At 46.0% G+C, this 18,307-nt stretch carries 17 protein-coding genes; 10 read left to right on the forward strand and 7 right to left on the reverse strand.

Annotated features, from left to right (window positions below; all coding sequences use genetic code 11):
• Positions 1–29: 29 nt before the first annotated feature.
• Entirely contained in the window at positions 30–1,079 is a 1,050-nt protein-coding gene (locus IRJ16_RS07390) for an acyltransferase family protein (protein ID WP_194110882.1), read from the reverse strand.
• 96 nt (positions 1,080–1,175) lie between these two features.
• Positions 1,176–2,435, reverse strand: a complete 1,260-nt coding sequence (locus IRJ16_RS07395) for a glycoside hydrolase family 71/99-like protein (RefSeq protein ID WP_194110883.1) — start codon at positions 2,433–2,435, stop codon at positions 1,176–1,178.
• A 336-nt stretch (positions 2,436–2,771) separates the two neighbouring features.
• Between IRJ16_RS07395 and IRJ16_RS07400 the strand changes: the two genes are divergently transcribed.
• Positions 2,772–3,806 carry a DUF3078 domain-containing protein gene (locus tag IRJ16_RS07400; protein WP_194110884.1) on the forward strand — a complete coding sequence of 345 codons (1,035 nt, stop codon included), beginning with the start codon at positions 2,772–2,774 and terminating at the stop codon, positions 3,804–3,806.
• A gap of 79 nt (positions 3,807–3,885) precedes the next feature.
• On the opposite strand, the gene IRJ16_RS07405 is transcribed toward IRJ16_RS07400, so the two are convergent.
• A complete protein-coding gene (locus tag IRJ16_RS07405; protein WP_194110885.1) occupies positions 3,886–5,010 on the reverse strand; it encodes a virulence RhuM family protein in 1,125 nt (374 codons plus the stop codon).
• Between the two features lie 65 nt (positions 5,011–5,075).
• The gene (locus tag IRJ16_RS07410; RefSeq protein WP_194110886.1) at positions 5,076–5,447 is read right to left on the reverse strand and encodes a transposase; all 372 of its coding nucleotides are present in this window, start codon (positions 5,445–5,447) and stop codon (positions 5,076–5,078) included.
• A gap of 156 nt (positions 5,448–5,603) precedes the next feature.
• Here IRJ16_RS07410 and ffh point away from each other — a divergent pair, with 156 nt between their 5' ends.
• Entirely contained in the window at positions 5,604–6,932 is a 1,329-nt protein-coding gene (gene ffh, locus IRJ16_RS07415) for a signal recognition particle protein (RefSeq protein ID WP_194110887.1), read from the forward strand.
• A 103-nt stretch (positions 6,933–7,035) separates the two neighbouring features.
• Here the strand turns inward: ffh and IRJ16_RS07420 are convergent, their stop codons facing one another.
• Positions 7,036–7,194, reverse strand: coding sequence for a hypothetical protein (locus IRJ16_RS07420; RefSeq protein WP_194110888.1), 159 nt, complete (start codon positions 7,192–7,194; stop codon positions 7,036–7,038).
• Between the two features lie 124 nt (positions 7,195–7,318).
• On the opposite strand from IRJ16_RS07420, the gene IRJ16_RS07425 reads away from it, so the two are divergent.
• From IRJ16_RS07425 to IRJ16_RS07435, 3 genes are all read left to right on the forward strand, one after another.
• Entirely contained in the window at positions 7,319–7,780 is a 462-nt protein-coding gene (locus tag IRJ16_RS07425; RefSeq protein WP_194110889.1) for a hypothetical protein, read from the forward strand.
• Positions 7,781–7,876: 96 nt separating this feature from the next.
• Positions 7,877–8,518, forward strand: coding sequence for a hypothetical protein (locus IRJ16_RS07430; RefSeq protein WP_194110890.1), 642 nt, complete (start codon positions 7,877–7,879; stop codon positions 8,516–8,518).
• A gap of 5 nt (positions 8,519–8,523) precedes the next feature.
• Positions 8,524–8,829: a hypothetical protein gene (locus tag IRJ16_RS07435; RefSeq protein WP_194110891.1), complete on the forward strand. Its 306-nt coding sequence runs from the start codon at positions 8,524–8,526 to the stop codon at positions 8,827–8,829.
• A gap of 96 nt (positions 8,830–8,925) precedes the next feature.
• Here IRJ16_RS07435 and rdgB read toward each other — a convergent pair whose 3' ends face one another.
• Both rdgB and IRJ16_RS07445 read right to left on the reverse strand, forming a co-directional pair.
• Positions 8,926–9,516, reverse strand: coding sequence for an RdgB/HAM1 family non-canonical purine NTP pyrophosphatase (gene rdgB / locus IRJ16_RS07440; protein ID WP_194110892.1), 591 nt, complete (start codon positions 9,514–9,516; stop codon positions 8,926–8,928).
• A 2-nt stretch (positions 9,517–9,518) separates the two neighbouring features.
• On the reverse strand, positions 9,519–10,199 hold the full coding sequence (locus IRJ16_RS07445) for a hypothetical protein (protein WP_194110893.1): 681 nt from the start codon (positions 10,197–10,199) through the stop codon (positions 9,519–9,521).
• A 174-nt stretch (positions 10,200–10,373) separates the two neighbouring features.
• On the opposite strand from IRJ16_RS07445, the gene IRJ16_RS07450 reads away from it, so the two are divergent.
• From IRJ16_RS07450 to IRJ16_RS07470, 5 genes are all read left to right on the forward strand, one after another.
• On the forward strand, positions 10,374–11,753 hold the full coding sequence (locus tag IRJ16_RS07450; protein WP_194110894.1) for a peptidylprolyl isomerase: 1,380 nt from the start codon (positions 10,374–10,376) through the stop codon (positions 11,751–11,753).
• 15 nt (positions 11,754–11,768) lie between these two features.
• The gene (locus IRJ16_RS07455; RefSeq protein ID WP_194110895.1) at positions 11,769–12,731 is read left to right on the forward strand and encodes an AAA family ATPase; all 963 of its coding nucleotides are present in this window, start codon (positions 11,769–11,771) and stop codon (positions 12,729–12,731) included.
• A gap of 143 nt (positions 12,732–12,874) precedes the next feature.
• Positions 12,875–13,939: a CBS domain-containing protein gene (locus IRJ16_RS22850; protein WP_228079921.1), complete on the forward strand. Its 1,065-nt coding sequence runs from the start codon at positions 12,875–12,877 to the stop codon at positions 13,937–13,939.
• Positions 13,940–14,034: 95 nt separating this feature from the next.
• On the forward strand, positions 14,035–15,096 hold the full coding sequence (locus IRJ16_RS07465; RefSeq protein WP_194110896.1) for a hypothetical protein: 1,062 nt from the start codon (positions 14,035–14,037) through the stop codon (positions 15,094–15,096).
• Between the two features lie 285 nt (positions 15,097–15,381).
• Entirely contained in the window at positions 15,382–18,048 is a 2,667-nt protein-coding gene (locus IRJ16_RS07470; protein ID WP_290246080.1) for a family 78 glycoside hydrolase catalytic domain, read from the forward strand.
• Positions 18,049–18,307 lie beyond the last annotated feature (259 nt).

Raw genomic sequence — 18,307 nt, forward strand, 5'->3', positions numbered from 1 at the left:
CCCCGTCGGTATTTTGTTACAGACTTACCTCAGGCATGTGCGGGCTGGTTCGCCTTTTTTGTACGCTTACCTAATATGATAGGGCAATAAGCATTGATGAATAATATGAGCGGCACCATGCAGATCATTTCGGCCACGCTCAACGCAAAGCTATAAACCACAGACCCGGCAAAAACCGTAGCCGGGACCTTAAAGGCGAATACAAGCACACCCTTGACCACCTCGCCCAACATTTTATGAAAACCTAATATGGCCAACGTATTCACCGATATAAATTGGATATAGCTGATATTCCGGATGCTCAGCTCGATAAACTTCGACAGGGAAAGTAACGCGAACGTCCCGCAGAAAGCGCCGATGATAAATAGGGTATAGTTGTTATAAACGCGGGCATTCATATCAGGCACGCCATTGCGGAGGGCGATCACGCCCATTACTCCGAATAATATCGCAGCGAAAACGATCAGCATCAGTTTATTGGATGCCAATACCTTATTCAATAGATCTTTAGCGATATGCCCTGCGCTGTAAAATACGATAGCGGTAAGCGCGATATTGGTACCCCAGGGCAACCTCACAATGCCGAAGTAATGGTCGGCGTAAGCCAGCAAGGCAAATACAATTAGTAGCAATACCTTTTGCTTTAGGTTTTTAAACAACAAGTAAAACAACACCTCTACAACAAACAGGCAGGTGAGGAACCATAGCGGCACGCAATGGTGCAGATAATCGTCCATACCATTGCCGTAGATCATGCCAATGAGGGGTTTGTATACAGGCACATCGGCCGCGTTATCTATCCCAAAGTTGCGACTGATCAGTAACCAGAACAGATAACTGATGATATTCAGAAAAATGTAAGGCAACAGTAACTGTCTTGCCCGTACCGATATAAATTCCCGCGCCGTTGGGTGCTTACTGAACGAGAAAAGGTAGCCCGAGACAAAAAAGAACAGGGGCATGTGGAAAGCATAGATCAGCTTCACTACCCCATACGGCGGGTTGGCATGGCCCCATACCACCAAAAAGATGCCTATCGCTTTCGCGATGTCCAGAAAGCCATATCTTTTATTGTCCATGCCGGGCCGATCAGTTCAGTTTCAGCCAAAATACAAAAGATCGGGCGGCAAAAAAGCGCAGTGCTACCATTACACCTTGTGGTGGTAAGTCCGGCGCTACTTCTTTATCGGCGGTGGCGGAGTATCACGCATCGGGATCTGCTTGCGCAAAGTTTTAGCGGCTTGTCCGGTCAGGTACAGGTAGTAATCGTTGGGGATATCATCCTCTATCTTCACAAAATTGCTTAAGCCAACGGGCGGGTTCTTGGATGTTTTGAGTATGGCCGTGCCTTCGTCCACCTCATCGAACATGGCTACGTAGATCATCTCGGCCCCGCCGTTGATAGCGCCATTGATCTGTTTCCAGTAAAAACTTCCCCTGTTGCGCGGGATCTGGTCTTGAGTGGCTTTAGGATTCATATTATGCCAGCTAAACCCCGGGAAAACCGTCGGCACGTAATCCAATTTATTGGCCTTGCACCAGGCAATATCCTCGGCTATGCGGCTCTGAAATTTCGGGTACGATGCCTCGTTAAAACGCCCCACCAGCCACGGGTGGATAATGTCGACCTTTTTTAACAGATCGTGCAGTTGCGGGTCTTTTTCGGTATCGTTACCAAAGTCGCGCCAGTAGGTGGGTACGCCAAGCAGCACCGAGCAACCACCATAAACAGGGTCGTTCTTCAGGAAATCGATAATGCGCTCGGCTTCGGCCAGGCCATAGCGACGGTTATCGTTAAAGCCTACACCCCAAACGGCTATCAGCGGTTTGCCGTTGTGGTAAAGCCAGGTCTGCTTGTTGCCTCGGCTGGTCAGCTTCATGCTATCGATCAGCTTTTTAAAGTCTTTGATCACCAGCGAGTCGCCGCCGGCCCGCATACCCGAGAGGTCATACATCAGGCTGATCGCCCTGCCATATTTATCAGCATACTTCAGCGCGTTGCCCAACACGGTGTTATTATGCTCGCGACCGCGTGTGCCCTGCACATCGCCAATAAAGCGCTGTACAAAAACGCCATCCACGCCATACTCCTTCATCCAGCGGAAATGCACCTCGGTAGATGATTCATCATGCGAGCTATACACATACGCATCGCTGCCATCAGCAAGTTTAAATGGCGTTTTATAGGTTTTTGGATATTCGCTCACATCGGGCCATACATCGATATTGGTAAAGCCCGGCTCGAATTTTCCGCGCGATACATAATGGTTCCAGCCGCGGTTGCCGCCGTCGCCCTGGGCGTTGAACCAGCCTTGGTAGCCGGCCATCACCAAGCCTTTATAATTTTTGAAAGCGGATGTTTTGCCGTGCTTACTTTGTCCGAGGGCCGCTATGGCGACGAAAAAAAGTGATGCGAAAAGTAGCGTTTTTTTCATGTTTTAGGCGTTATGCAATCGATTGCTTTTTGTAAATATGAGTGTTTTTTTCATCACTTTATCCGGCGGCTTTGTAAAATTATTGTCGCTGATCTTTTGAGCGATGGTGACAACGGAATGAGCATAGCAAATAGGTGGGGGCAGCAAAATACAGGTCGCCGACGATAGGGCCTGCCGGTCTTTTCTAACCTGCGCCTAATAACCCGATCAAACCTTTCTGTTAAATAAAAGTCTATGCGTTAGCGCACTGTGGATAAAAAGCATGGGCGCTATGTTAGCATCTATTCCCCTTTTTGATCAGATCGTATTAATTTTTTCCTTTTCTTTGTCCTGACTATGCGAAAAACATTACCCGGAATTTTCTTTTTCTTGTGCTTTTGTTTCACCATACCCGCCCTGGCGCAAGACCCCGACAGTATCAAGACCGCTGAGGTGGTCAAAACCGATACCATCAAGATCGATACCGCCTTGCTGAACAAGTATCGTATCGGTCCGCGGCAAAATGCTATACCCGTACGGTTGCGCCCCTCGCAAATAAAACAGGAAGAGATCCCTGTTACCTTGTTGGACTATAAGATCAACTACTGGCGCAAATGGGTTACGCTGAACGTTAACTTGTCCCAGTCATCTTTCAGTAGCAACTGGAGCAACGGTGGTATCAGCTCGCTGGCTTTTAACGGCGACCTTTATTACAAGACCGAATACAACAAGCAGCCATTTAGTTTTACCAGTGAGTTAAGGATGGTTTACGGCCGCCTGAGCAACAAAGGCCAGATCGCCCGCAAAACTAACGACCGCCTTTTCTTTGATAATAAAATAGGTACTCGCTTATCTAAGAACTGGATATTCTTCGGGTCGGTTACGGTGGAGACGCAGTTTGATAAGGGCTACAATTATCCTAATAATCAGTTACCTATCCTGATCTCCAGCATGTTCTCACCAGGATATGTTACTGAGTCGGTCGGTTTTCAGTATGTACCGCCGGGCGATATATTCAATCTGCGGATCGGTACGGGTACGGCCCGACAGACCTTTGTGCTGGATACCACCATGTACAAGCGTCAGCCCAACAACTATGGTGTAGATCGCGGAAAGATCGTGAAGAACGAGTTGGCATTCCAGCTGGTGGCCGAGTATAAAAAGAACCTGATGCAGAACGTGCGCCTTACCTCGCGTTACCAGGCTTTCTTACCTTACGGCCGCGGGTTGGTCGCTAATATCGACCACCGTTTGGATGCTACTATAACCGCTACCGTAAATAGACTGATCAGCGTGACCATTAACGGCACCGCCATTTACGATAAGGACCAGCAACCCAAACCCCAATATACCGAGAATATGGGGATGGGGATCGTGTATCGGTTCCCGTAGGGAGGGCTTTGAGTTCATGGGTGATGGTTCATAGATCATAGTTCATTACCGGAAAGCATGACTTCTTGATCGCAGATTTTCAGTTTTTATCTTTTGGCTTTTTTAGCGGCATTGGCTTGGTGGTCAGCGCCGCTTTGATCTTTTTGTCGAAGTCGGATAACTGACCGTCCTCCACTTTAAACATTTCCGTTTCTGACGGGAGTGCTCCGCCTTTTTTTATGGTGTCGCTGATCTCGCTAAAGCTGTCTTCCTGAACCGATAGCTTTTTATACTTTTCGTATTCTAACGCAGCGTGTTTATCGGCCTGTTCTTTACTTATATTACCGGCATTTGGCAACACGGCAAATTCGTTGAAGTTCAGAAAATCGTCCAGGCGTTTTTCCCAGTCCACCATTTTCATCACTTTTTTCCGCTGTACCTGCAATTCTGCAAAATCAAGGAACATGTTGACCAAATTGTTAAGATCGCGGATCTGATCCTGGTTAAAATAGTTTTTTGCGACAACAATATCCGACTTCTGGATCTTGCCGTCCTTGTTAATGTTCTTCCATGTGCGCAGACCCATGTTGGGCATGGTGGCGTCTGCCTGTAGCCGGATAGTCTCAGCCGAAGTACGGCCGACAACAGCATACTCTACTTTGTTTTGAACTTTAGCGAAGAACTTATGCGTGGCAGGGTCGTGTTTATCATAGTCCACACTCTCGGCATACAGATCGCGTATCTTCTCGTAAAACATCCGTTCCGACGCGCGGATGTCCCTTATCCGTTCTAATAGCTCTTTAAAATAATCTTTGCCAAAAAGTTTGTTGCCTTGTTTCAGGCGCTCATCGTCCATCACAAACCCCTTCACCAGATACTCTTTCAGGATACGCGACGACCATTGCCTGAATTTGGTGGCCCTGTATGAATTGACCCGATAACCTACCGCAATGATCACATCCAAAGAATAAAAGATCGTCAGATAATCCTTCCCGTCATTGGCAGTTATTCGAATTTTTCTAATAACTGAATTTTCGGTCAACTCTTCGCTTTTAAATATTTCGGATAAATGATAATTCACCGTAGGCACGGTCACCCCAAATATCTCAGCCATGTTTTTTTGCGATACCCAAACGGTATCGTCGCCTAAAATGACCTGGGCATGGATGTTACCATCATCACCACGATAAAATATAAAGTCTGATTCCTGTATCTTATTGTCCATATTTATGAAAGGGGTATATTGTGATCGGTGCACAACGCCAATGCAATAAAGCTAAAAATTTTAGTTTAATTTCTCAAAAGAAATTTGATCCGCTGTATCATCAGCCAAGCCGTTTTTTGAGTGACCGACAAATACTTACTTAGCTGCACGGACGTAATTGGCTTTTGACCTTGTGTAAACAAGTATATAGCAGCAAACCATTGGCTTAGTGGTATCCTTGTGTTATCAAAAATAGTAGCTGTACGGGCGTTAAAGTATCGCCCTGTGTTTTTACAGCGGTACTTATTGCCCTTACATTTGTACACTTTTGAGGCGGCATCAAATGGCGACACTACATTCCCTCCCCACCTTAGCCGCGCTAAATAGTCGATGCATGTTTGCTCATCAGCAAAATAGTCGTTCAATTCATCAAGCGACTTAAATTCTTTGCCTATCATCGGCTCAAAAATAATCACTTAATTACATTTATAGCGAACTTTGTGTAAATAGGTATATATTCAATTCATCTAAATGTGTAAACATACTTTCACCATATCCGCGCAAATTGATACCTTTGTATCCGCAATTTTTGATATTTAAAGTACTGACATATAATGTTCGAGAATTTATCCGATAAGCTCGACAGGGCGTTCAAGGTCCTGAAAGGGCAAGGCACTATTACTGAGATAAACGTGGCCGAGACCATGAAGGAGATCCGCAAGGCCCTTTTGGACGCAGACGTTAATTATAAAACGGCCAAAACCTTTACCGACGAGGTAAGGACCAAGGCTTTAGGCGAGAACGTATTAACATCGATCTCTCCGGGTCAGTTGCTGACCAAGATCATGAACGATGAGTTGACCGCCCTGATGGGTGGCAGTACATCTGAAGTGACCTTCCCAGCTACGCCGACCGTGATCCTGATCGCGGGTTTGAACGGTGCGGGTAAAACCACTTTCAGCGGTAAGCTGGCCAACTTTTTAAAGACCCAAAAGAACAAGAAACCATTATTGGTCGCCGGCGACGTTTACCGCCCGGCTGCGGTAACCCAGTTGCAAGTTCTGGGCGAGCAGATCGGTATACCGGTGTATGCTAACCTGGAGTCGAAAGACCCGATAGCTATTGCCCGCGAGGGTGTGGCGTTGGCCAAGCAGCAAGGCAACAATGTAGTGATCATTGATACCGCCGGTCGTTTAGCTATAGACGAGGCCATGATGGTGGAGATAGAGCAGGTAAAAGCCGCGGTTAACCCGCACGAGATATTGTTCGTTGTCGACGCCATGACCGGTCAGGATGCTGTGAATACCGCCAAAGTATTCAACGATCGTTTGGACTTTACCGGTGCGGTGCTGACCAAGCTGGACGGTGACACCCGTGGTGGCGCGGCGCTATCGATCAAGTCGGTAGTGAATAAGCCGATCAAGTTCATTGGTACGGGCGAAAAGATGGAAGCGCTGGACGTTTTCCACCCGGATCGTATGGCATCGCGTATCCTGGGCATGGGTGACGTGGTTTCCTTGGTTGAACGTGCGCAACAGCAGTTCGACGAGAAAGAAGCTGCCGAACTACAAAAGAAGATCCGCAAGAACAAGTTCGACTTTAACGACTTTTACGGGCAGATCCAACAGATCAAAAAAATGGGTAACATGAAAGATCTGATGGGCATGATACCCGGCGTTGGCAAAATGATGAAAGACGTAGAGGTGAAAGACGATGCGTTTAAAGCCATTGAAGCCATCATCCAGTCGATGACCCCATTTGAGAAAGAGAACCCCGACAGCATCAACCAAAGCCGTCGTAACCGCATAGCCAAAGGCTCGGGCACGGACATGACCGAAGTTAACCGCCTGATCAAGCAGTTTGAGGACATGCGCAAAGTGATGAAACAAATGAGTAACCCTGCAGCCATGGCCAACATGATGCGCAGGATGCCGAAGCAGTAGTAGGTAAAAGGTTAGAGGCGAAAGGTTAAAGGTTTTAATAGATATGGAAAGCGGCTTTAGGGCCGCTTTTTTTGTGGCGTAAAATAGACTCGCTCATAGGATCTCAAGACCGTTGCTTTTTTTGATAGTCGAGACTATCGATATCTCTTTTTAATTTACCGAAATGTTGACGCAGAGATGTTTTTCCAGCCTCTTTAGATAGCATTTCCAAAGCTTCCTGCACTTTTTCGTTGGTAACAGGTGTTTTGATCTCTATCGTCATATTCAAATAAAGCAGCTCTCTTCAGCGAATAAAAAACCGCAAAAACGGATCACAAGCTTGTAACAAGCGATGCTGTTCATTATCAAACAAGCGTATTTAGCCCATCAAATAAACCTCATCACCAGTGAAAAAGACCCTCTTCATCCTGCTTACCTTAGTCATCGCTGCATGCGCCAAGCAGCCGAATACTAAAATAACCAACTTTTTAAAAGCGAACGTCACCCAAAAGGATAGTGTTCTATCATTGAACCGGTTCAACGCATTTGAGTGGGATACCCTCTATATCGTGCCGCCATACACTAATGCCGATAGGGAGGAAGGTGAATGGACCAAAGCGTCCGCAGAATTGAGCGATACCGGCATCCGAAGTAGGGATGATATTTCTGTGCTGCTGTTTTTTAATAAAGGTGAATTAGCCGGATACACGGAAGTGAAAAACGCTATTTACTTTGCCGACCTGGGCCGTGCGAATGACGGCACAATGATCACCTACAAACGGAAAGATTGTGTATTTGCCTATAAGCAAATAGGACCGGGCTGGTTTGAGTTTAAAAAAAGTGATCAGATCAATGTCCTTAAAAAATGAAGGGCTACTTTCATTGACCATGGTATTGCAGGCATTAGCGAGGATATCGGTACAGTTTTTGCGCTTTAGTCGGCATCTGCCTATGCTATATTGCCTATGAAATTTTCCTACTGTTTTGCTTTAGTGATCTTGCTTGCCGCCTGCGATAGTAAACGGCCCGATATGATTGAAAAAGATACCAACGCATCGGTCCCGGCAAAAACTGCTGCTACAGCTTATATACAACTGCATACCGACACACTGCAATACCTCCACTTTGAAGGTAACTTTGACTATTGGTACGGCATGTTCATCAACGCTAAAAAAGATTCCGTACTATTAGTAACTACCGACCAGATCCCCGCCAAATTCCGCAATAAATTGGTCGAGGTAAAATGGTTCGCCGACTCGCTATCCGAAGCCGGCGAAGGGGAAACTAAATACGCAGGAAAAAGACTAAAAGCTATTAAGCAGGTTAGCGGTAACCCTTTCGCTGCACCGGTAAGCGAAGAGCAAGTGATCACCGATATTAAAGCCCTGCCCGAAGTACAGGCTAACGCCGAACAGATAGGCATAGCCGAACGCCCGACCGACGAAAAAGAATATTACCTGGTAGAGACCGGCACACGCGACGAGGACCATTTTTCGCGCCTGTACATGTTTCGCGTATATGTTTATCCAAAATATCAGATCAGGTTTTACGACGGGTCTGCCGATACCGAGTTAAGCCTTGACGCATGGCGCAAAAACAAACCTTAATTACCATGACCGAGACCGGAAAACTCATCCTAAAACTGACCGTACTGACAGTTCCCGCGCTGATCCTATTCTGCACTTTATACCCATGGCAAAAAGAAGGCAGCAGCATAGGCGGCGGTGGATACGACCTGTCCGAACTGGTTTACAGTGGCTGTTTTACCTTGTTTGTGGTGTGCTGGAATGTGTGGGTATTTGTTGCCCTACTATCAGCCAAGACAGATGCAGCCAAACTTAATAATAAAATACTACTCGCTATCGGTGTGGTGGTGATGGTAGCGGTCGCTGTTTGGTTCTTTAGGCAATTGCGGTAGGCGTTGCTTTGAATTTTACCACAAAGCAACAGAGGGGGAGGATACACAAAGGCGATCGTTACGATGCGATCTTTGTGTCCTTTGTAACCTCTGTGGTTAAATAACCTGTAAGCCCTTCAAAAATTCGATCAACATCTCCATCGCCCTGCCACGGTGGCTAATGGCGTTCTTCTCTTCCATGCTCATTTCGGCAAAGGTGATATCGTAACCATCGGGCTGGAATATCGGGTCGTAACCAAAGCCGCCATCTCCTGATATTTCGGTGCGGATAGTGCCTTCTACCGATCCGGCGTAAAAGTATTCCATGCCATTCATCACCAGCGATATCACCGTGCGGAAACGGGCTTTACGGTCGGTAACACCTTCCATATTTTGCAGTACCTTGGCAATGTTGGCCGCATGGTCGCCATGTACACCCGAGTACCTTGCCGAATACACGCCCGGGGCGCCGTTAAGCGCATCTATTTCCAGGCCGCTGTCGTCGCCAAAGCAGTCCATGCCGTAGGTGTCGTAAATAAAACGGCTTTTGATGGATGCGTTCTCAGCAAAGGTTACGCCGGTCTCTTCAATATCGGCGGTGCAGCCAATATCACTTAGCGTCAACAGTTGAAATTGGTCGCCTATCTTGGCCGAAACCTCGTCAAGCTTGTGGCGGTTATTGGTTGCAAATACTAATTGGCGGGGCATGTTTATAGCAGTTTCATTTGTTCCCAAAAGGCTTTCACTTTGTCTTTATTGCCCATCATATCTTTAAAGCTATCGCTGTAAAGCAGGTGGCATTTACCTAACATGGTCAGCTGGTTAAAGGGTTGCGGCACCAGACCTATCGGGAAGGCATCCTTACCCAACAGCAGCATGCGCATGGGTTTAAAAAAACGGGCGATGGCTTTCAGGTCGGTACCGGGATAATTGGCTATGTTAAATATCGCCACATCATCCATGCTCATTTCCTTGCGTTTAATGGTTCTCTCTAACGCGGCAAAATGCGGCGCATCCATCCCGTCCTGACCGGGGTAATGTACAACGATGAGGAACTTTTGGTTAAAGTTGCCCTGGTATTTAAAGTCTTGAGTGATTGGAGTAGCAGGTGCAGTCGCGGCAGCTGGTGCACTTGTTTGGGCTGCGACCGGTGGCGTGATGGCCGGGATGCTGACCGTCGGCTCGGCCGGTCTTTCGATAACTTGCGGGGCTGCTGGCGTTGCAGGAGCGTCGGCCACCGGTTCGGGCGCCTGGTAGGCGGCCACCGGTTCTGCGGCAGTGCTTTCGGCTATTGCAGTGGCGTTCAGGGCCGCGGCTTGTCTGTCATCCTTTAAAAAAAAGACGTCATCGGGCAGGATGTAGGCAAGCGCCAGCGGGCTTTCGGCTATCATATTTAACAAATTTTAACCAAAAGTACGGGATCTGGCCCAAGCTTTATCAGCATATTCGCAGTATTAAGTATAATATTAATGTATTAACATTGTTATAGCTTAAGGTTCAATTTTATTTACGAAATTCGGAGCTTTGTATTAAGCCCCGGGCTTAAGTGTTTTTTAGAGAAGAGAATGAAGAAATTAGGCGCAGCCATTTTAGGTTTAATGTTTATCACATCGGCAGCAAGTGCCCAACAGCGTGTGCTGGATAAAGTGGTAGCAGTTGTGGGCAATGGCATTATTTTGCAATCGAATATCGAATCGGACTATGCCCGGTATATTTACGAGGCCGGCGCTAACGGCTTGCCGCCCGATATGAAATGCCAGTTGCTGCAACACCAGCTTACCCAAAAATTATTGGCCCAACAGGCCGTTATTGATAGTGTTACCGTTAAGGACGAGGATGTTGACTTTGAGGTTGACCGCCGTATGCGCATTATGAAACAACGTGCCGGTGGCCAGGAAAAGTTAGAGGCGTTCTTAAAAAGATCGACCATACAGTACCAGGATGAGATACGCCCCGACATCCGCGAGATGCTGACCGCCCAGCGCATGCAGCAAAAGATCACCGAAAGGGTGAATGTTAGCCCGCAGGATGTGAAACATTTTTACGATGCCATAGCTAAGGACAGCCTGCCTGTTTACAGCAAAGAGGTTGAGGTGGGCGAGATCGTTTTTACCCCTGCTTTAAGCAAAGAGGAAAAACAGGAGTATAAAGATAAGCTTGAAGCCATACGCCAGCGTGTGAAGAACGGCGAGGACTTTGGTAAGCTGGCCCGCGTTTACTCGCAGGATGCGGCATCGGCCGTTGATGGTGGTGATGTTGGCTTTTTTGACCGCGCCCAAATGGTAAAAGAGTTTACCGCGGCGGCCTTTAAAATGAAAGCCGGCGAACTATCGCAAGTGATCGAGACCGATTTTGGTTTCCACCTGATCCAGGTGATCGAGCGCCGCGGCGAGCAGGTGCACGCCCGCCACATCCTGATCATGCCGTCTATCACCGAGAGCAGTTTAGATCGCTCTAAAAGCAAAGCCGATAGTGTGTTTAAACAACTGATCGGTAATAAAAAGATAGATTTTTCTAACGCGGCGGCTTTTTACTCTGACAGTAAAGAGACCAAATTTAATGGCGGTATGATGCTGAACGCGCAGAACGTGAACGCACGTACTACCTATATCCCTACCGAGTTGTTAGACCCGCAGGTTGCCCTTGTGGTTGACACCATGAAGGTTGGCCAAATATCAAAACCGGTGCTGATCACCTCGCAGGATGGTCATAAGTCTTACAAATTGCTTTACCTTAAATCTGTTACCGACGCGCACAAAGCTAATTTGGATCAGGATTTCCCTAAGCTGAAAGAGCTTGCTTTTGAGAACAAGATAAACCGTACGGTGAGCCAATGGTTCGAGAAAAAACGTAAGGATACTTATATCCGCATTGATGCCGAATTCCAAACCTGCAACTCGTTAAAGGATTGGGTAACCACTACTACCGCGCAAGCTAAACCATAATATCTACATAAACCTATGCAACACCACACCGACGTTGAAGCGGCCGACGCTTTAAAAAATGCTTTTGAAAAAATACGGACCGAAATAGGGAAAGTTATTATTGGGCAGGATGATGTGGTGAAGTCGGTTTTGATATCGGTATTCAGTAACGGGCATTGCCTGTTGGTGGGTGTGCCCGGGCTGGCTAAAACCTTGCTGGTACAAACCGTAGCGCAGGTGTTGGACCTGGACTTTAACCGGATCCAATTCACGCCCGATCTGATGCCGTCGGATATTATAGGGTCGGAGATATTGGGCGAGGACCGTAACTTTAAGTTCATCCGCGGACCGATATTCAGCAACATTATCCTGGCCGACGAGATCAACCGTACGCCGCCTAAAACCCAGGCTGCCTTGTTAGAGGCCATGCAGGAGAAAGCGGTTACCGCCGCCGGCGTGACCCATAAACTGGCCCAGCCATTTTTTGTGTTAGCAACCCAAAACCCGATCGAACAGGAAGGTACCTATCCACTGCCCGAAGCGCAGCTGGACCGCTTTATGTTCAACGTATCGTTAGATTACCCAACCTTTGCCGAGGAACTGCAAGTGGTGAAGAACACCACCAGCTCGCTTAAACCATCGGTTGACAAAATATTGAACGCCGAGCAGATCGTTTATTTCCAACAGTTAGTACGTAACATCCCGGTTGCCGATAACGTGCTGGAGTACGCCGTTAAACTGGTAGGCAAAACACGCCCGCAAGGCGAGTTAGCCACGCCACAGGTAAAGAAAATGCTGAACTGGGGCGCAGGCCCGCGGGCATCACAATTCTTGATCCTGGGTGCTAAATGCCACGCTGTGATCAGCGGTAAATACTCTCCAGATATCGAGGATGTGCAGGCGATAGCCAAACCTATCCTGCGCCACCGTATCGTCCGCAGTTACCACGCCGAGGCGGAAGGGCTGACGGCTGATAAGATCATTGAGGGGTTGTTTTAGGCCCTCTGGTTATAAGATATGGAAAGGCGCGTTAGCGCCTTTTTTTGTTGTGGGAGACCTAATACATTTGGCAAAGTGCCACTTAGTAAATAATCTAAAATATTATTATAAACGGTATATTAGAGCCTAATATCTTATAAAAAATGTACATCCCAGACAAGCTCAAAGAGGTTCGAAGCAGGCTTGATAAAAATGAGTCAATTGAGCCAATCAGTGTAAGAACCTTTCTAAGTTGGTTTTGGAATTCGCAACGGCGTGGATGGTACGTGGTTAAAACCATCAGAGAGGCACTTGCGAACCAAAAACTGGAAACATTTCCAGATTTTAACAGTGCTTATATCGACGGGTTGATAGAATTTCGAAAAAAAGGCACTCTATCACAAGTTACGCAAGCTTCCACAATAGAAGCCGATGATAAACAAGTTGAAATTAGACCAGAGAAACTAACTGACGAATTGCTGAATTTAGATGATCCCACCTATAGAATATCACGTTTGGAAGCTGCTAACAAAGATTTAATTTTTGTTAAGCCAGATGGCGAACTAATGGAGGCTGTCACGCTGATGATGACTTACGACTTCTCACAATTGCCAGTAATGCAGCATGCGAAAAGGGATTTAAAGGGTGTAATTAGCTGGCAATCAATTGGACAGAAGCTTGCGGTTGGGAAAGTCGACAGTAAAGTACGAAACTTGATGGATACAAATTATCAACTTATCTCTTCTGAAACATCCCTGTTTAAAGCTTTACCAGGTATTATTGAACATGATTATGTTTTGATTCAGAACAGAGAAAAGGAAATTTGTGGGATTGTCACTGCGAGTGACTTAAGTTTACAATTTAAGCAATTGACCGAACCTTTTTTACTTGTCGCTGAGATCGAAAATCACGTCAGGCAAATTCTAATGAAATTGAGCAAGGAAGAATTAGCCAACGGGAAGGATGAACGAGATGTAAACAGAAAAGTAGATACTGTTGCCGATTTAAATTTTGGTGAATACCTGAGACTTTGTCAGAATCAAGAAATATGGAATAAACTGGGATTAAGCATAGACCGAAAGGCATTTTGCACTTTGCTCGATAGTGTTAGAGATATTAGAAATAATATTATGCATTTCGATCCAGACGGCCTTGAGCAATCCAGTACAGAAACATTGAGAAGTTTTGTAAGACTTTTACAAAAGCTAAGAAGCTTAAACGTATTTTAATAGTTTTAACTGTCAATCGTTTAAGTTTTAAGTTAGGGATGTTATTTTAAACCTCGGACCTTGAAATATAGATAAAAATAATCTATTGTTTTTTAATGGAAGAAACGGAATTAACTCTTGAGCAGCAAATTAAGTTAGCGGAAAAGGAAAAACTTATTGCTGAAGCAAATAAAGCGAAGGCTGAAAAACGCAAATTGGATTTAGAAGCCAAAGAACTAAAAAAACAACAGTCTAAGCTAATTTATCAAAAGAAAGAATTTTGGTCTATTTTTTTAGGGACGTTAATTGCGTGGACCGCAGTAGCTTTTTATGTGATACCTTTAGCTGAAATACACAACAATCAAATAACACTCGATAACACAAAAAAATCAGACAGTTTATACGATAAAGAAAGGCAATTGAAATTGGCCTATGATACATTGCGAAAAAGAGAGCTTATTTTAATCGAATTAACTAATGTCGTTAATCAACAGCGGATCGAAAATTCATCACTTAAAACTTCTCGTAACAAAGTAGATTCAACTTACAATGCATTATATTATACTTATATCTCAGAGAAGCAAATCAATTCAAAAACATTTCAAATTACGCTGGGTAAACTAACGACATACCTTGACCAATATAAAAAGCAAAAGGCTAATTCAGATATAGTGACAGATTTTTCCAGTTACACTAATTTGTCAGAATGGTCAAAAAAAGCCGATAAAAATATACCATTGGGATATTTTGCTGGCACGTCAACCTCTACTTTTACTTCCGAATTAAATGGGAATGATTTTTTAAAAAAATCCGATTTGTTGCAATCGAAATCTCAAAGTATATTCGAAAGCCGTGTTACATTACGTCCGCTTTATAATGAAAACATCATATCGGATTTGAAAATTAAAATAGTGGCTATTCCATCCAAACTAGGATCCGCGGGTTTAGATTTCCCAAGTTGGGTAACCAATCAAGAGGTGGTTTATTCAAGCTCTAATGGCTATGCCATTTCACATTTGTTAAGTGGAAACTACAAATTCGAATTGGATGACGATAGATACAAAATTGTAAGTACCAAAGTTAATGGTGGATTAATTTCTCCCGGCAACGTGACTTCTGTATTTATACCTTTTGGGCAAGAAACGATTATAGATTTAAACTTAAACGCTATAGAATAATTCGCGTCAGCTATATTTAGTTTCTTTGATGCTTATAAATATTGTCATAGTAAACACATTAAGACATTTACACTTACGTTCCCCTTTTTATCGAAGTCTAGCAAAACGTAACTTTAATCCCCCCAAGACAGTTAGGGTTGCCCTTTCCCTTAACAAAAAGTATCATTGTGTAACCAATTATAAACCTAAGGCTTCGGCGCATGCCAAGTACTTGGGTTATATCCCTACATCTACGCTAATATGATACGGTATCTCAACTATCTCTTTGTTTGTCTTTGTTCGTTTGTGCTTGTACCCGCCCCTTTGCTGGCCCGGCAGATCATTAGTGCTGACATGCAGGTCAAGATCCAAAATCTTAAATGCGATCAGCTGATCAACCCGACCATTGAGGCTGACCATCCGGCTTTGAGCTGGCAGATGGTTTCGACACAGCAGGGGAAGGCGCAACGAGCTTACCGTGTTCTTGTCGCAGGTAGTGCCGCTTTACTGGCCCAAAACAAAGGAGACATCTGGGACAGCGGCAAAGTGCCGTCGGCTAATTCGATACAGGTGCTTTATAAGGGTAAGGTGCTAAAGTCGCGCCAAAAGGTTTATTGGAAGGTGATGGTATGGGACGAGCAAGGCCGCCCGACCGCCTGGAGCGCCGCAACCCAATGGCAAATGGGCCTGTTAAACCCCGCCGACTGGCAAGCCAAATGGATTGGCGCTATGGAAAACCCTACCCCAAATTCTACAGCTACTTATCCTGCGCCATACTTTCGTAAGGCTTTTACGGCAGGCAAAAAAGTAAAGCAGGCAACCGTGTATGTAAGCGGCTTGGGCTTTTACGAGCTTTATATCAATGGCAAAAAAATAGGCGATCAGGTGTTGGCCCCGGCGGTCACCAATTATGATGTTCGGCCACTTACCAAACTGCTTTATCCTTATGATGACCAATCGACCCAGCGAGTGCTGTACAATAGTTTTGATGTAACGGCCAACATCGCGCAAAAGGATAACGCCATTGGCATACTGCTTGGCAACGGCTGGTACAACCAGCGCGACCGCACGGTTGAAGGCAATATGTGGTATGATCTGCCCAAGCTCATCTTTCAGTTAGAAGTTACGTACACCGATGGCACCAAACAGGTCATTGCATCTAACGATAGCTGGAAAACCACTACCGGTCCGCTGTTAAAAGACGGCATCTTCAGCGGCGAACAGTATGATGCCCGACTCTATCTCGGCGCATGGGACAAGCCGGGTTATAACGATGCCAATTGGAAACCCGCTATCTACGTAAAGCCGCCTACAGGTGCGCTGCATCCACAATTGGCCCCTTTTGATAAGGTGACCCGCACATTGACCCCGACTTTTGAAGGTAAGACCCGCGACTCGGTTTACAGGTATCACCTTAACGAGACCGTATCCGGTTGGGCAAGCATCACCGTAAAAGGTAAGGCCGGCGACCGTACGAAGTTGCGCTACATTAGCGAGGAAGGCGAGGATTACGGCCAGATAGATACTTACATTTTAAACGGTGGAGTACCCGAGACCTGGCAGCCCAAATTTACCTGGCATGCCTTTAGGGTGATAGAGGTGACCAGCAAGGATGTTGCCTTAAATGCCGAAAGTATCAGGGTGATGGATGTACATACTGATGTGCAGCCGAACGGAACATTCGAGTGTTCTAACCCATTCCTCAATAAGATCAATACCGCGTATTTAAAGACCCAGTTGGCCAATATGCACGGCAGCATCAGCAGCGATTGTCCGCACCGCGAACGCCTGGGCTATACCGGCGATGGGCAGGTGGCTATGGAGAGCGCTATGTTATCTTTTGACCTGCCGCAATTTTATAGCAAATGGTTTGATGATATAGATGATGCCCGCAACAAAAAGACAGGCTTTGTCACCCATACCGCGCCTTTCGGTGGCGGCGGTGGCGGCCCGGCCTGGGGATCGGCTTATGTAATTATGCCCTGGTTATATTATCAATATTATGGCGATGCAGCCATGCTGAGCAAACATTACCAAGGGATGAAACAATGGGTGACCTACCTGAGCACCCGCACCAACAAAGACGGCCTGATCACCCGCGAAGAACCCAACGGCTGGTGCCTGGGCGATTGGTGTACACCGACAGGAGTGGAGGTACCCGAGCCATTAGTGAACACTGCCTATTACCACCACGTAACCGCAACGATGAGCAAGGTAGCAAAACTGCTGGGTAAAGACGATGACCGCGCTATGTTCGATCAGTTGGCGGGGCAGATCAAGGTCAATTTTAACAAAGCCTATTACCACGCAGATAAAAAAACCTACTGGCAAGGCAGGCAAGGTGCGGATGTGTTTGCGCTGGCATTTGATCTGGTGCCTGACGGATCACGCAAAGATGTTTTCAATTCCTTATTGAACCACCTGGAGAAACTGAACTATCATTTTGATACCGGCATATTGGGTACGCCCTTAATGTTAAAAGTACTATCGCAAAACGACCGTAATGATATCGCCTACAAGATCATGAACCAGCAAACCGGCGTAGGTTTTGGCTATCTGTTAGATGCTAAGAACAGCACCCTGTGGGAGGCCTGGGACAGTGCCGGCTCACATTGCCACCCCATGTTCGGTAGTGTGGTAGAGTGGTTTTACACGGCCTTGGGCGGCATCAAGCCCGGCGCTGATGGGTTTCAACATTTCGTAGTAGCCCCAAGCGCTGTTACCGATCTAACCTACTGCAAGTCGGCCTACAATAGCCTGTACGGTAAAATTAGATCTGAATGGAAACGCAATGCTGACGGAACGCTGCAAATACTGGTAGAGGTCCCGGCTAACACCTCGGCAACTTTCGTCTTGCCATCCGGGAAAACCAAAGCCAAGGATGCCGCAGGTAAAAATATGACCGTAAAGCAAACGAATGAAAGATCGGTGGTTGAATTGCCGTCGGGTGTTTATCGGTTCAGCTTATCGTAGCATATACTTAATACTGATCGGCCAATTGTTAAACATTTGCCTTGATCGGACCACAACAGAACGACAATGTGCATCATGGCACAAAAAAGCCTCGGCACTTTTACAGTTGCCGAGGCTTTTAATAAGTTCTTATTGTAACGTCCTAAAATAGGTTGACACAAAAAGTGTTAACAAATGAAAGAACAGGAAGTTAAGGGTTATCAAAGAAAGACCCAAAAAGATTACAGTTTAGCTTTTAAACTGGAGATCGTAGATGCTG

It is taken from the genome of Mucilaginibacter myungsuensis, assembly GCF_015222005.1.
GTDB lineage: Bacteria > Bacteroidota > Bacteroidia > Sphingobacteriales > Sphingobacteriaceae > Mucilaginibacter > Mucilaginibacter myungsuensis.

Excerpts from the sequence above, each read along its gene's own strand:
- IRJ16_RS07390 (WP_194110882.1), bottom strand. The coding sequence starts at position 1,079 with ATGGACAATAAAAGATATGGCTTTCTGGACATCGCGAAAGCGATAGGC.
- IRJ16_RS07445 (WP_194110893.1), bottom strand. The coding sequence starts at position 10,199 with ATGATAGCCGAAAGCCCGCTGGCGCTTGCCTACATCCTGCCCGATGAC.
- IRJ16_RS07455 (WP_194110895.1), top strand. The coding sequence starts at position 11,769 with ATGCAACACCACACCGACGTTGAAGCGGCCGACGCTTTAAAAAATGCT.
- IRJ16_RS07465 (WP_194110896.1), top strand. The coding sequence starts at position 14,035 with ATGGAAGAAACGGAATTAACTCTTGAGCAGCAAATTAAGTTAGCGGAA.
- IRJ16_RS07400 (WP_194110884.1), top strand. The coding sequence starts at position 2,772 with ATGCGAAAAACATTACCCGGAATTTTCTTTTTCTTGTGCTTTTGTTTC.
- IRJ16_RS07405 (WP_194110885.1), bottom strand. The coding sequence starts at position 5,010 with ATGGACAATAAGATACAGGAATCAGACTTTATATTTTATCGTGGTGAT.
- ffh (WP_194110887.1), top strand. The coding sequence starts at position 5,604 with ATGTTCGAGAATTTATCCGATAAGCTCGACAGGGCGTTCAAGGTCCTG.
- IRJ16_RS07450 (WP_194110894.1), top strand. The coding sequence starts at position 10,374 with ATGAAGAAATTAGGCGCAGCCATTTTAGGTTTAATGTTTATCACATCG.
- IRJ16_RS22850 (WP_228079921.1), top strand. The coding sequence starts at position 12,875 with ATGTACATCCCAGACAAGCTCAAAGAGGTTCGAAGCAGGCTTGATAAA.
- rdgB (WP_194110892.1), bottom strand. The coding sequence starts at position 9,516 with ATGCCCCGCCAATTAGTATTTGCAACCAATAACCGCCACAAGCTTGAC.
- IRJ16_RS07410 (WP_194110886.1), bottom strand. The coding sequence starts at position 5,447 with ATGATAGGCAAAGAATTTAAGTCGCTTGATGAATTGAACGACTATTTT.
- IRJ16_RS07395 (WP_194110883.1), bottom strand. The coding sequence starts at position 2,435 with ATGAAAAAAACGCTACTTTTCGCATCACTTTTTTTCGTCGCCATAGCG.
- IRJ16_RS07420 (WP_194110888.1), bottom strand. The coding sequence starts at position 7,194 with ATGACGATAGAGATCAAAACACCTGTTACCAACGAAAAAGTGCAGGAA.
- IRJ16_RS07435 (WP_194110891.1), top strand. The coding sequence starts at position 8,524 with ATGACCGAGACCGGAAAACTCATCCTAAAACTGACCGTACTGACAGTT.
- IRJ16_RS07430 (WP_194110890.1), top strand. The coding sequence starts at position 7,877 with ATGAAATTTTCCTACTGTTTTGCTTTAGTGATCTTGCTTGCCGCCTGC.